Origin of the sequence: Microbacterium halimionae (assembly GCF_011761265.1) — a bacterium.
In the GTDB taxonomy this organism is placed as follows: Bacteria; Actinomycetota; Actinomycetes; order Actinomycetales; family Microbacteriaceae; genus Microbacterium; species Microbacterium halimionae.
In genome coordinates this window covers 753,635-767,027 of sequence record NZ_JAAOZB010000001.1, presented here as the reverse complement: position 1 = coordinate 767,027, position 13,393 = coordinate 753,635, and the positions used below count along the sequence as shown (strand labels likewise).

Genomic DNA, 13,393 nt, shown 5'->3' with positions numbered 1-13,393 from the left:
TAGGGATGGCCACACGTAAGAGCACCGTCGCGCCCTACCGGTGCACCGAATGCGGGTGGACGACGTCCAAGTGGGCCGGCCGGTGCGGCGAATGCCAACAGTGGGGCACCGTGGTCGAAGTCTCGCAGCAGGCAGGCATCGTTCGGGGCGTGACAGCTGTGGCGCCCGCTCCGGGCCGAGCCGCGCGACCCATCACGGAGCTTGATTCACACGACACCCCTCGCCGAACCACCGGTGTCGCGGAGTTTGACCGCGTGCTCGGCGGCGGCATTGTTCCGGGCGCCGCGATACTGCTTTCCGGTGAACCCGGCGTCGGCAAATCGACACTTCTGCTTGATGTCGCCGCCAAGAGCGCTCGCTCTGGCCGCCGAGTTCTCTATGCGAGTGGTGAAGAGTCGACCTCCCAGGTGCGCCTGCGCGCTGAACGCACCGGCGGGCTACACGATGAGCTATACCTTGCGAGCGAAACCGACCTCGCCACGATCCTCGGTCACATCGACGAAGTCTCCCCCGAGCTCGTCATCGTCGACTCTGTACAGACGGTTTCGTCGGCACTGTCTGATGGGGCAGCGGGTCATCCCTCGCAGGTACGGGAGGTGGCATCCGCTCTCATCCGTGTGGCGAAAGACCGGGGTATTCCCATCGTGCTCGTCGGCCATGTCACGAAAGACGGCTCGATCGCGGGGCCGCGCGTGCTCGAACACCTCGTCGATGTCGTCTGCCACTTCGAGGGCGACCGCCACACGTCGCTGCGTTTCGTGCGAGCACAGAAAAACCGCTTCGGACCAACCGACGAAGTCGGCTGCTTCGAGATGAGCGGCGCGGGGATCGTTGAAGTCCCCGACCCCAGCGGACTGTTCATCAGCCGCGGCACGCCCGTCGCCGGAACCTGCGTCGCCGTCGCGATGGAGGGCCGCCGCGCGCTTCCGGTTGAGGTGCAAGCGCTGACTGTGCACACCACGGCACCCAATCCTCGGCGCGTGGTGAACGGTGTCGACTCGTCGCGCGTGGCAATGATTTTGGCGGTGCTCGAACGCCGCGCCGGCATCAAGCTCTCCGACCAAGACGTTTACGTTTCCACGGTTGGCGGAGTGCGTCTCACCGAGCCCGCCGCCGACCTCGCCATCGCGATCGCGATCGCTGGTGCCCTCCGCGAGCGCGCCGTGCGGCACGACGTTGCCGCCATTGGGGAGCTCAGCTTGGCGGGCGAAGTGCGCCCGGTGTCGCAAGCATCGCAGCGGCGCGCAGAGGCGGAGAGGTTGGGCTTCCGCACAGTTGTGGATGAGGCATCCGTCAACCTTCAGGGTGCTCTGCAGGCAATCGCCGCGCGAGGAATGCCCGCGCCGAAGTCCGCCGCGCGCGACCGCGTTGACGTCCCAGAGTTCTAGGCGCCGCACTCTTCACGATGACGCAGATTTAGGTATTCTCTGAGCCAGCCGGGGGGCGCGAAGCATCCAGAATCCACCGCAGGGCGAAGCCGACGGTCCACACCTCTGATCGAAATGTGACTTGCTCGCTTGGGGCCTCGTATAGCGAGACAAGAAACTCGTCGACGGCGGACTCAGCAGCAGCGCACAACTCACGATCGACATGCGCACCATCGAGGGTGCCCACAAGAACCGTGCATGCGCGAATCGCCGCGATACATTTCGCTCGCACTTCGCCGTGGAGCCGCGTCTCATCCGACTCTTCAAGCCGCCCGAGCACGCGGGCCACGTCATTGGCATGCGCGGAGATGAGCTGCAATGACTGCATCTCGCGACCAGTTCCGTGCAACTGATCGCGATACCAACGAGCGCGGGGATTCGCCCGGCTGCTCTCATCAGCGCTTTTCACTTCGAAACTCACGTCATCCACGACGCGCGTCAACCGGCCCGTGTCAATCGATATTGTCGCCGTATTCGACTGAGGGGCCTCTAGCTGGTCAGCGACCGAGTTCAGCGCCGACACCACAGCATCCCGAAGCACCGCTAACTGATTACCGGCTCGACGGAGATACAACGGCGGCACCACAACCAGGTTCACGACGACGCCCACAAGAACGCCCCACAGCACGCTGAGCAGGTATGACAGCGAGTACTCCTCGACATCCGGGCCGCTCAAGAGCATGACGAACAGTGCCGCTACCGCCACCCAGTCACGGCCGGCGCCAAGCGCGGTGAGACCGCCCATCAGCACTCCGGCAGCGATAACGATCGCAAGGGCAGCCACGATGGGCACGCCGTTGATGACCATCGTTATACCGAGAACACCAAGCCCGATTCCCACAGCCAGCCCAAGGAGCGCCTGCGCCCCCGATTTCACTGACGCGGCGACTGTGGTGTACATGCTCACGATCGCGCCGAGCGGCGCGTAGTAAGCGTACTGATCTTCAGCTAGCGGAATCCACGACACCGTCAGCCATGCGATGGTCGCAGCCATCGCGGTTTTGCCCGCCAGAAGCAGCCGCGCCGAGTCGCTGAGCTGGCGCCACGCGGTCGAGAGTTGGAGCATCCGCTGCCTCCTGATCGCCGTCACTCGCTCATACTCTTCCGTAGGCGCGTGATCAGACCCGAGGGCTTGACGAAGCTGTCTGAACGAGTTTTACGAATAGCTGCGGCGGTACCACAAAATGCGTGTGATGCTCTGGCGAGAACCTACGCGCCGAGGGCCTCGATGAGGTCGGCTGGTGTTGCCTGCATCGCGTGGGGGCCAGCGATGTCGAAGAAGACGGTCGTGATCTGATCGATGTGCGTCGCCAGAAATGCGAGAAGCCATTCAGGTGACTGCAGCGCAACGGCGGGCGGAAGAGTCTCGGGCTTGTGCGTGGCATCGCTGAAGAGCAAGAGCGCGACGTCGCCGGTGTTCGGATCACGGTAGGTCCACACTTCGCCGGCGTCGCGCGGGTCGTCGCGGGACCCATGACGCAACAGCGGAACCACCGTCGGGCCGTGCCGCAGCGCGAACGCAACCGCTGCCATGTCTTGCGTCTGCAACGCGTCGCTCAGCGCGGTGTTGCGAAACTCCTGCGACCCAGCCTTGTTCTTTCGCTTCTTTCCCGAGGCCATCCCTCCACCCTACTGAGCTTCAGCCCACCCGGCCCGCCTCACGCCCACACCGGTCTACCCGGCGCCCACCTCGCGTCCTGCCTGGTCCCACTTCCCGCCCGCCGTCTTCCTCCTGCCGTGCACGAACGCAGGCAAAATCCCGGCCACGGACCAGTGCAGAGCCATAAAGTGCCCACACAGCCTGAGTTAGTGCAGGGGAAGGGGTAGGAAACGGGGGAGGAGCCGGGGAGGGATCGGGGAGGCCGTGGGCATGGCGTGCAACGAATTGGGACCGCGCGAAAGTTCGCGCTACGGTTTCGGCATGCGCCACATACCCGCTCAAATCCTCGCAATCGGATTCGTCGCCACGCTGGTTGCAGGCTGCGCACCATCCTTCGAAGAGCCTGAGCCATCTGCAGCGCAGACCACCGCCGCCGCTAGCTCGTCGACGCCCACACCGGCGGATACCGCGTCACCTACGAGTCAGCCGTCTGCGAGTTCTTCCGCGACTGTGCTCAGCTGCGACACACTCCTCACGCCAGAGGCGGACGCCGACCTCCGGGCTCAAGGACTCGTTCCGACTCAAAAAGACAGATTCACGATCTTTTATGATGGGCTCACGCTTCCTGCGGTTGAATGCCCCTGGGGGCCACCGGATGGCCATGATGAGAATGTGGTGACGTACTACGGCTGGGCCGAGCTTTCCGCAGGGCAAAAGCGGGAGATTATCGACGTTGCTGGCGACTACGGCTACACGACCCGTGACGTCGAGGGTGGCACCGAGCTCGTGCCGGATCCCAACAATGGACCGCCAGCGACCGTGGTCTACGTCGTGACAGAGGATTGGTTTGCCATTGCCCCGTCAGTCGAAGAAGTGAGCAACATAGCTTGGGCTTCTTGACTTCACGAAGCGCCAGCGACCAGGCTTCAACGCTCTTGGGTGAGGCGCTCTAGCGCCTTCGCGATGCTCTCGACCGCCTTCGCTAGCTCACGAAACTCTTCATCTTTCGCGAGGTATTTCGCTTGGCGTGCGTGCGCGACGGCATCGTGCGCCGCCTCGGTTGCAGTTTCGTTCATGACTGGCCCCCAGTTCGCATCATTGCGTGGCAAAAGACTAGCGAGCGGGATGCCTCACGTCGATGCCCGGGATGAAACGGTGTCAGTTGAGGAAGAACTGAGTCGTGCCATTCGCTGCGATGCCGCCAATTTCCACGGCCAAATGGTATGACGCGCCGCTGCCGGGTGCACGAGGGCGATCGCCGCTGTCGCACGTGTCAACGGACGAACGTGTGCGGTCCCAGCTGAGCGTTTCTGCGCTTGAGACAGTCTGCCCGGCAGCAAGCGTCACGATCATGTCGCTCGGCTTGGCTTGGCAGTCGGTCGAGCGCCACCAGGTATCGGATCCACTTGTCACGGTGAACGACTGCGCGCTCGTTCCGACGTTGATTGTGCAGTCGGCGTCACCGGTGTTGGTGAGCGTGAGCGAGAATTCGGGGTTCTGATCCGACCCGTACGACTCTTGACTCGTCGATCCCTCGACAGTCACGTCACCCGCATTGCACGCGGGCGCGCCGTCAGCAGCAACCGCATCATCAGCAGCCGCGTCTTCATCGGGTGCGTCTTCCTCAGCGGGCGCTTGCGAAGCTGCAGAGGCCGAGGGCGATGCCTCAACGCTCTTCGACACCGAGGGGCTCGGGGTTACCGCGGAAGTTTCCGCAGCATTGCCTCGCCATGGCTGTGCAACAACGACCCAGATTCCGGCAACAATCGCCCCGACGACAATAAGCGCCAACACGAGAGCCACCAGTCGGCGCCGCCGGTAGACAGCGGGCGATGGGCGTCGCCGTGGGGTCGGGCTACTCATGCTGAAAGGTTAAGCGCTCCTTCTGCAACAACTCCGACGGCGCGCGGCGTCAGAGGCGCTTCAGCATGCGTGTGTTGCCGAGCGTGTTCGGCTTCACATGGGCCAGATCGAGGAACTCTGCGATGCCTTCGTCGGGGCTCCGAAGAAGTTGCGAGTACACATCGGGGTCGACGACATGCTCGCCGATGGGCGAAAAGCCACGCCTCGTGAAGAAGTCGACTTCGAAGGTGAGGCAAAAGAGTCGCGTCAACCCAAGCCTGCGAGCCACAGCTTCAAGCTCGGCGACGATCTCGCGCCCGACGCCAAGGTGCAGCCATTCCTCGGCGACCACGAGAGTTCGCACTTCGCCAAGGTCCTCCCACATCACGTGCAACGCGCCGAAACCAATGAGCCGCCCCTCAGCGGACTCCGCAACCAAGAACTGCTGCACAGATTCGTACAGCACGACGAGGTCTTTTCCGAGAAGTATTCGTCGCTGCACATGCGGCTCCAGCAGCGCATGGATAGCGCGCACATCAGAGGCACGTGCCGGCCGAATCGTGAATGTACTCATCGCATCAAGCCTATTGCCGTCTGCGACACTCGCACGAGAACGACGAAGAGCGGATGCCACGTGGCATCCGCTCTTCGTCTGTTCGCTGACTTCGGCTACTCGCCCTGGGCGACGATGTCGGGCGTGGCCGTGATTTCGCCGCCGGTAGCGACTCCCACGGCAACCTTGTCGGCACGGGGTGCGCTGACGAAGGCAAACTTGCCGTCGTCGAACGTCACCTTGACGTGGTCACCGGGGTTCAGCTCGCCGTGGAGAATTTGCTCACTGAGGTTGTCTTCGATCTCACGCTGCATGGCACGACGCAGCGGACGTGCACCAAGTGTCGGGTCGAATCCGACCTCGATGAGGCGCTCCTTGGCGGCCTGCGACAGCTCGATTGTCATATCGCGGTCGAGCAGACGCTCGCTCAGTCGCTTGGTGAACAGATCAACGATCTGTACGAGCTCCGTCTTCGACAGCTGTGGGAAGACGATGACGTCGTCGACACGGTTGAGGAACTCGGGCTTGAAGTGACGCTTGAGTTCTTCGTCGACCTTGCCCTTCATCCGCTCGTAGCTGGTCTGCGCGTTGCCCTCGACCTGGAAACCGACGGGGCCACCGGCGATCGCCGACGAACCGAGGTTCGTGGTCATGATGATCACGGTGTTCTTGAAGTCGACGACGCGACCCTGACCATCAGTCAGGCGACCCTCTTCGAGAATCTGCAGCAGCGAATTGAAGATGTCGGGGTGTGCCTTCTCGATCTCATCGAAAAGTACGACGGAGAAGGGCTTGCGGCGCACCTTTTCGGTGAGCTGTCCGCCCTCTTCGAAGCCGACGAACCCGGGAGGGGCACCGAACAGACGCGAAACTGTGTGCTTTTCGCCGTACTCGCTCATGTCGAGGGAAATCAGCGCGCCCTCGTCGTCGAAGAGGAATTCGGCAAGAGCCTTGGCAAGCTCCGTCTTACCGACGCCGGTCGGGCCAGCGAAGATGAACGATCCCGAGGGACGCTTGGGGTCCTTGAGACCCGCGCGCTGACGGCGAATCGTGCGCGAGAGCGCGGCGATCGCCTGCTCCTGGCCGATAACCCGCTGGTGCAACGCCTTCTCCATGAAGACGAGACGGCTGGTCTCTTCTTCAGTGAGCTTGAACACCGGGATGCCGGTGGCCTGGGCGAGAACTTCAGCGATGAGGCCTTCGTCAACGACCGCGTGGGATGCCACGTCGCCACTGCGCCACTGCTTCTCAAGGCGAAGGCGCTCAGCAAGAAGCGACTTCTCCTCGTCACGCAGCGACGCGGCTTTTTCGAAGTCCTGCTCTTCCGAGGCAACTTCTTTCTGCTCGCGGACCTTGGCGATCTTCTCGTCGAATTCGCGCAGCTCCGGCGGGCTCGACAGGATCGACAGGCGAAGGCGAGCTCCGGCCTCATCGATCAGGTCGATGGCCTTGTCGGGAAGGAAGCGGTCGCTTACATAACGGTCTGCGAGGTTCGCGGCCGCAACGATGGCACCGTCAGTGATCTGCACCTTGTGGTGCGCTTCGTAACGGTCGCGCAGACCCTTCAAGATGTTGATTGCGTGGGGCAAGCTGGGCTCAGCCACCTGGATCGGCTGGAAGCGGCGCTCGAGAGCGGCATCCTTCTCGAAGTGCTTGCGGTACTCGTCAAGCGTCGTAGCGCCGATCGTCTGCAGCTCGCCACGGGCGAGCAGCGGCTTGAGGATCGAGGCGGCATCTATTGCGCCCTCAGCGGCACCGGCACCAACAAGCGTGTGGATCTCGTCGATGAAAACGATGATGTCACCGCGGGTGCGGATCTCTTTCGTGACCTTCTTGAGGCGCTCTTCGAAGTCACCACGGTAGCGGGAACCGGCAATGAGCGAGCCGAGGTCAAGCGAGTAGACCTGCTTGTCTTTCAGCGTCTCGGGCACATCACCCTTGACGATCGCCTGTGCAAGACCCTCAACGACGGCGGTCTTACCGACGCCGGGCTCACCGATCAGCACAGGGTTGTTCTTGGAGCGCCGCGACAGAATCTGCATGACGCGCTCGATCTCTTTTTCGCGCCCGATAACCGGGTCGAGCTTGTTGTCGCGCGCTGCCTGCGTGAGGTTGCGTCCGAACTGATCGAGAACTGCCGATCCGCCTTGAGCGGCCTGGCCGGTCTCGTTCGCGGCCCCTGAAACTGCGGCGGGCTCTTTACCCTGGTAACCGCTCAGCAGCTGGATTACCTGCTGTCGCACCTTGTTGAGGTCGGCTCCGAGCTTCACCAAAACTTGCGCGGCAACTCCCTCGCCCTCACGGATGAGGCCAAGCAGAATGTGCTCGGTGCCAATGTAGTTGTGCCCGAGCTGCAGCGCTTCGCGCAATGACAGCTCAAGGACCTTCTTCGCCCGCGGCGTGAAGGGGATGTGGCCGGTCGGCTGCTGCTGACCCTGGCCAATAATGTCTTGCACCTGCTCACGCACGGCATCGAGCGAGATCCCGAGCGACTCGAGAGCTTTGGCTGCAACGCCTTCGCCCTCGTGGATCAGACCCAGCAGAATGTGCTCGGTGCCGATGTAGTTGTGGTTGAGCATCTTCGCCTCTTCTTGGGCGAGCACCACCACTCGACGGGCACGGTCGGTAAATCTTTCGAACATCATCACTCCTCGGCATCGGCCGTGCGCCACTTCTGGCGCATTACAACGAGAGTAACCAGAGCCTTGGGCCCCTTGGCGATTGTTCGCCGTGGGCGTGACCGGTTTCGCGCGATAAGTCAGTTGCTGCCGAGAATAGGAACCCGGATGCCGTCAAAACTGTCGCCGAAGAGAACGACCTCGGCATCACCGGACTTCATCCCGCCAGCAAACGCACTCGTGCCACGCGGGGCCATGTCCATGGTGCACATCTGGTCAGCGGGTGCGTCGGCAAATGTCACTGTCACTTCCAACGGCCCGGTGATGGCGCTTTCTTCCAGCATCGGCACGCACGTAGATGAGCCCCAGGTCAAAATGATGAAGTCGTTGTACGTGTCGCCCCATCCAGCCGATGGTGCGTAGTCGGTTTCGGAGCCGGGGCCTGCGAGACCTTCAACGCCGGAGAGTTCCTCGGTGCCGAAGAAGCCTTGACCCTGCACGACAATCTCAAGGTCTGCCGCCGTGTCGACGCCCTCAGGCACACCAAGAAGTGTGATCTGCGGAGCCATGTCTGCGGTACATGGCGTCGGGTCGCCGTCCTCATCCAGAGTTACTTCGAGCACACCATCGTCGTTGACGACGGTGTCCGACACGATCGGTGCGCAACTCGAGCTACCCGATGTCCACAGGCCAATCATTCGCCCATCGTCAAGCCATGTTGCATTGACATCCACCTGCACTCCAGCATCACCGGTTGTCTCCGGGATGGGACCCGCATCGGAGCAACCGGCGATGAACGCCACCGAGCCAACAAGAAGAGCTGCGCCCAACGTGCGTGCAGTATGACGTGCCATGAATATTCCTCTGTGGTAAGTGCCTATTGAAGAGCGGAGGTCAAGCGCGCAAGGTTGTCGAGCACAGTGGAACGCAAGGGTTGCTTGGTCCACTCCTCGAGAGTGAGCCTTCGGCTCAGGCTCCGGTACTTATCTTCAACGCGCCGCATGTCGTCCACGAATTCTGTGCCTCGCACGAGCATTGAAATCTCAAGGTTGAGACCGAACGAACGCATGTCCATGTTGCTCGAGCCGATCACTCCGACCTCATCATCGATCGTGAGACTCTTCGAGTGCAAGATGTACGGCTTCCGATACATCCAGATTTCTACGCCCGCGCGAAGCAGGGCCTCGTAGTAGCTGCGCTGCGCGTGGTAAACCATCGCCTGATCGCCCTCTTCTGAGACGAAGAGTTCGACGTGCACTCCCCGCTGACACGCTGTCGTGATGGCGAGCATCAGTGACTCTTCTGGCACAAAGTATGGGCTCACCATGATGATCTTGCGATCAGCGGCGTACAGCATCGACAGGAACAACTTGAGGTTGTTCTGGAATTCGAATCCCGGTCCCGACGGCACGATCTGGCAGTCGAGGTTTCCCGGCATGTTCGTCACTTCGAAAAGATTGATCTCCTCAGTGAGAATCTCATCGGTTTCGCTATACCAGTCAGAGAGGAACACGGCGTTGATGCTATTGACGACGGGTCCTTCGACACGCGACATCAGGTCTACCCAGTGCAAACCACGCTTGATGTTCTTCTTCAGGTTGTACGTCGAATCGGTGGCGTTCTGCGACCCCATAAAAGCAACGTCGCCGTCGATCACGAGGAGCTTCCGGTGGTTTCGGAGGTCGGGTCGCTGGTACTTGCCCTTGAAGGGCTGAACCGGCAGCAGCAAACGCCAGTGCGCGCCCATCGCGTCAAGGCGCGCAAGCGTCTGCCGGTAGTACGGCTTTCCGCGATTCGCCCAGTGATCGAGAAGCACTCGAACGACGACACCACGTGCGGCGGCTTCTTCGAGCGCCAGGAACAGGTTGTTCGTCGCGGTATCTGACTGCAGGATGTAGAACTCGACGTGCACGTATGACTTCGCCTCGCGCACGGCGTCGGCCATTGTGTCAAGGCTTGTCTGGTAATCCGAGATCAGTGTTGCCTCGTTGTCTCCCGAGAGTGGGAGCGCACCGAGGTTGCTGTTGAGTCTCACAAGTGCTGTGAACCAGTCCGGAGCGTCAGGGCGGAGCGTGCCGAATTCGAGGCCCTGACTAGTGTCTCGAATGTAGTCGTTGATCGCCTCTTGCTTGAGGCGACGCTTGCGCGGCAGCTTCGGTGTACCGATCACCAAGAAGAGCAGCACGCCCACGAACGGGATGAAATAGATCGCCAAGAGCCACGCCATTGCGGCGGTAGGCCGACGATTGCGCGGCACAAAAATGATCGCCAAAATTCGCACAATAACGTCTGTGACGAAGATGAGGACGAGCCACCATGCCCCGTCGAACTCGATCTGTATCACACGCTCTCCCCGCTGGTCTCTCTCAGCGTAGCGGGAGCCGGCTCAACTATCGGATGCTGAGGGTTGAGCTGGCGGCAATCCGCGCTTTGCCCGTTCCTCGGCTTCGACTCGAGCATAAACACGGCGCTCGGAGCGGTCAGCGCGGATGATCGAGCGGACAACGACCACGAAGATCACCGAAACAACCAGGGTCGGAAGAATCGACCACAGCGCTGCTGCCCAAAAACTGTCCACGTATTAACTGTACTTCGCATCCCGCTCTCCCCCGCCGCGCGAGCTGAGATTCCTATCCACATGTGCGACGTGGCGCTGCCGGTGCAACCCCACGGCGACGACCGTCGACGTATGACGACGATCATCCCCGCCCGGTCAGCCGCAGAGTTTCTTCCCCTCGTCCCGCGCATGCTCGCTTTCACGCCTACCCGCAGCATCGTCTTCGTGCCTTTTGCGGGAACACGCAGTTGCGGCGCGATGCGCATCGATTTGCCATCACCCGCGCTCGAGAACGAGATCGACAGCGTGGCGGCAACGTACCTCGGGATGGTGTGTCGCATTCCAGAAGCAGACGCGTTTACAGCAGTGATCTATACCGATGACAGCATCGACGCGACGTCGGCGCGTTTGCCACAGCAGAAGCTCATGATGGCAGTCTTGCAGCGGGCTGACAGCTGCGGCCTCAAAGTGCACGACGCACTGTGTGTTGCCGCGGACGGGTGGGGTTCGTATCTCGATGCACGCCGCCCGCGAGCGGGACGTCCACTCGCTGAGATCGCTGACGGCACGGCACCAACTGCTTCAGCACCCGCTCCCGCTGGGGGAGATCAGGCAACCGGCGCCGTACTGCCGGACGTAAGCGCTGCAGAACGAGTGCGGGTCGCGCGTGAGTATGAAGAACTCAACGGCGCTGCGGCAACAGTGTGTGGTTTCACTCCGCACGCGGGTGACAAAGTTCGCATCAACCCTGCCGCGCTCACCGCCGTCGGCACGCTTGACGACATTCCGCTGTTGTTCGAACAGTCGTTGGAGTGGGATGCCGAGCACCTCGCCCCGTTTGAAGCGGCAAGTCTTCTGTGGTGCCTCATGCGTCCGTCGCTGCGAGATATCGGACTCGCCGGCTGGTGTCGCGGCCTGCACCTCGCAGATGCCGCCGCGGAAGGCCAGCTTCGGTGGGAAGGGGGCGAAGAATATCCCGAAGACATCGCGAAGTTCATCTGGGGCGAAGGCCCCAAGCCCAACAGCGAGCGACTCGAAAAAGCGCTGTCGCTTTCGCGACGTGTCGCGGCTCTCGCCACGAGAGCGCGCCAACCAGGCCCGCTCGCCGTATGCGCATGGCTGTCGTGGGCGCTCGGGCGATCGACGCACGCTGGTATCTATGCGAGTCGTGCCTGCGAGATTGAGCCCCGGCACGGCTTCGCGCAGATCATGATCTCAATGGTCGCCGCTTCCCATCTCCCCGAATGGGCATTTACACCCGAGGGGTGAGGCGCGCTATTTGACGAGCGGAAAGAGAATCGTTTCGCGAATTCCGAGTCCAGTGATGGCCATGAGTAACCGGTCAATGCCCATGCCCATGCCGCCTGTTGGAGGCATGCCGTGCTCGAGGGCGCGCAAGAACTCTTCATCGATGCGCATCGCCTCATCATCGCCGCGCGCTGCAAGCGATGCCTGCTCGACGAAGCGTTCACGTTGAATCACGGGGTCGACGAGCTCGGAGTAGCCGGTGGCAAGTTCGAAGCCGCGCACGTAGAGGTCCCATTTCTCCACAACACCCGGAAGTGTCCGGTGCTCCCGCACGAGGGGACTCGTGTCGACGGGAAAGTCCATGACGAAAGTCGGACGCACAAGGTTCACCTTGACGAAGTGCTCCCACAGCTCTTCAACCCACTTGCCGTGTGTGGCGTGCGGAGGCGCGTCAACGCCAGCCTCGTCGGCGAGCGCCACGAGCTCTCCGACCGGTGTCTCGGGAGTGATCGATCGGCCACTCGCCGCACTCAGCGAGTCGTACATCGAGATGCGTTCCCATTCGCCACCGAGGTCGTAGACGGTGCCATCTGCCCATGTGACCGATGTTGACCCCGAGACAGCAATCGCGGCGTTCTGAATCAGCTCCTGGGTGAGATCGGCGATGCCGTTGTAGTCGCTATATGACTGATAGGCCTCGAGCATTGCGAACTCTGGGCTGTGCGTTGAGTCGGCGCCTTCGTTGCGGAAGTTTCGGTTGATCTCGAAGACCCGGTCGATGCCGCCGACGACTGCGCGCTTGAGGAAGAGCTCCGGCGCGATGCGCAAATAGAGCTCGGTATCGAAGGCGTTCGAGTGCGTCACGAACGGACGTGCTGACGCACCACCGTGCTGCACCTGCAGCATCGGTGTTTCGACCTCGAGAAAGTCGTGCTCGATAAAAGTCTGGCGAAGGCTCTGGTTCACCTTGGCGCGGGCGACTACGGTCTCGCGTGCCTGTTCGCGAACAATCAGGTCGAGGTAGCGGCTGCGCACACGACTCTCTTCGCTCAGTTCGCTGTAGATATTGGGGAGAGGCAAAATCGCCTTCGATGCGATCTGCCACGTCGACACCATGACCGAGAGTTCACCTCGACGGCTCGAAATCACTTCACCGTGCACAAACACGTGATCACCAAGATCGACGAGCTCTTTCCACGCCTGCAGCGACTCTTCGCCGACGCTCGCGAGAGAAACCATCGCCTGAATACGACTGCCGTCCCCAGCCTGGAGAGTGGCAAAACACAGCTTGCCGGTGTTGCGGCTGAACACGATGCGTCCGGCAACACCCACCTGCTCGCCGGTTTCTGCACCCATTTCGAGGCCGTCAAAACGCGCGCGCACAGCACCGATAGTTGTCGTGACGGCAACCGCCACGGGATACGCACCACCGGCGGCATCCGTTCGTTCTGCGATCAAACGCTCGCGCTTGGCCAGCCGCACAGCTTTCTGCTCGAAGATCTCTTCTTCGGGTGTTTCGGCAGCGGCATTCGCGGGTGTATTCGTCAT

General features: G+C 61.7%; 13 protein-coding genes. 3 read left to right on the top strand and 10 right to left on the bottom strand.

The genetic code is table 11. The annotated features are described in order from the left end of the window. The first annotated feature begins 5 nt into the window (after nt 1–5). Nucleotides 6–1,388: a DNA repair protein RadA gene (gene radA / locus FHS06_RS03670; protein ID WP_167045571.1), complete on the top strand. Its 1,383-nt coding sequence runs from the start codon at nt 6–8 to the stop codon at nt 1,386–1,388. A 28-nt stretch (nt 1,389–1,416) separates the two neighbouring features. On the opposite strand, the gene FHS06_RS03665 is transcribed toward radA, so the two are convergent. Both FHS06_RS03665 and FHS06_RS03660 read right to left on the bottom strand, forming a co-directional pair. Further along, entirely contained in the window at nt 1,417–2,493 is a 1,077-nt protein-coding gene (locus FHS06_RS03665) for an aromatic acid exporter family protein (protein ID WP_167045568.1), read from the bottom strand. A 143-nt stretch (nt 2,494–2,636) separates the two neighbouring features. Further along, nucleotides 2,637–3,047 carry a dehydrogenase gene (locus FHS06_RS03660; RefSeq protein WP_167045565.1) on the bottom strand — a complete coding sequence of 137 codons (411 nt, stop codon included), beginning with the start codon at nt 3,045–3,047 and terminating at the stop codon, nt 2,637–2,639. Between the two features lie 301 nt (nt 3,048–3,348). Here FHS06_RS03660 and FHS06_RS03655 point away from each other — a divergent pair, with 301 nt between their 5' ends. Continuing rightward, on the top strand, nt 3,349–3,927 hold the full coding sequence (locus tag FHS06_RS03655) for a hypothetical protein (RefSeq protein WP_167045562.1): 579 nt from the start codon (nt 3,349–3,351) through the stop codon (nt 3,925–3,927). A 26-nt stretch (nt 3,928–3,953) separates the two neighbouring features. On the opposite strand, the gene FHS06_RS03650 is transcribed toward FHS06_RS03655, so the two are convergent. The 7 genes from FHS06_RS03650 to FHS06_RS03620 all read right to left on the bottom strand — a co-directional run bounded on the left by FHS06_RS03650 (nt 3,954) and on the right by FHS06_RS03620 (nt 10,618). Beyond that, entirely contained in the window at nt 3,954–4,103 is a 150-nt protein-coding gene (locus tag FHS06_RS03650) for a hypothetical protein (protein WP_167045559.1), read from the bottom strand. Nucleotides 4,104–4,185: 82 nt separating this feature from the next. Beyond that, nucleotides 4,186–4,890 carry a hypothetical protein gene (locus FHS06_RS03645; RefSeq protein ID WP_182486535.1) on the bottom strand — a complete coding sequence of 235 codons (705 nt, stop codon included), beginning with the start codon at nt 4,888–4,890 and terminating at the stop codon, nt 4,186–4,188. Nucleotides 4,891–4,939: 49 nt separating this feature from the next. Then, nucleotides 4,940–5,443: an amino-acid N-acetyltransferase gene (locus FHS06_RS03640; protein WP_167045556.1), complete on the bottom strand. Its 504-nt coding sequence runs from the start codon at nt 5,441–5,443 to the stop codon at nt 4,940–4,942. Nucleotides 5,444–5,538: 95 nt separating this feature from the next. After that, nucleotides 5,539–8,064: an ATP-dependent Clp protease ATP-binding subunit gene (locus FHS06_RS03635; protein WP_167045553.1), complete on the bottom strand. Its 2,526-nt coding sequence runs from the start codon at nt 8,062–8,064 to the stop codon at nt 5,539–5,541. A gap of 116 nt (nt 8,065–8,180) precedes the next feature. Then, complete coding sequence (locus FHS06_RS03630) at nt 8,181–8,894, bottom strand: hypothetical protein (RefSeq protein WP_167045550.1); 714 nt, start codon at nt 8,892–8,894, stop codon at nt 8,181–8,183. A 23-nt stretch (nt 8,895–8,917) separates the two neighbouring features. Beyond that, complete coding sequence (cls, locus tag FHS06_RS03625) at nt 8,918–10,381, bottom strand: cardiolipin synthase (protein WP_167047876.1); 1,464 nt, start codon at nt 10,379–10,381, stop codon at nt 8,918–8,920. A 45-nt stretch (nt 10,382–10,426) separates the two neighbouring features. Beyond that, nucleotides 10,427–10,618 (bottom strand): hypothetical protein, encoded by a 192-nt coding sequence (locus tag FHS06_RS03620; protein ID WP_167045547.1) that lies wholly within the window; start codon nt 10,616–10,618, stop codon nt 10,427–10,429. 111 nt (nt 10,619–10,729) lie between these two features. Here FHS06_RS03620 and FHS06_RS03615 point away from each other — a divergent pair, with 111 nt between their 5' ends. Beyond that, a complete protein-coding gene (locus FHS06_RS03615) occupies nt 10,730–11,866 on the top strand; it encodes a DUF4192 family protein (protein ID WP_167045544.1) in 1,137 nt (378 codons plus the stop codon). Nucleotides 11,867–11,872: 6 nt separating this feature from the next. Here FHS06_RS03615 and lysS read toward each other — a convergent pair whose 3' ends face one another. Beyond that, nucleotides 11,873–13,393, bottom strand: coding sequence for a lysine--tRNA ligase (gene lysS, locus FHS06_RS03610; RefSeq protein WP_167045541.1), 1,521 nt, complete (start codon nt 13,391–13,393; stop codon nt 11,873–11,875).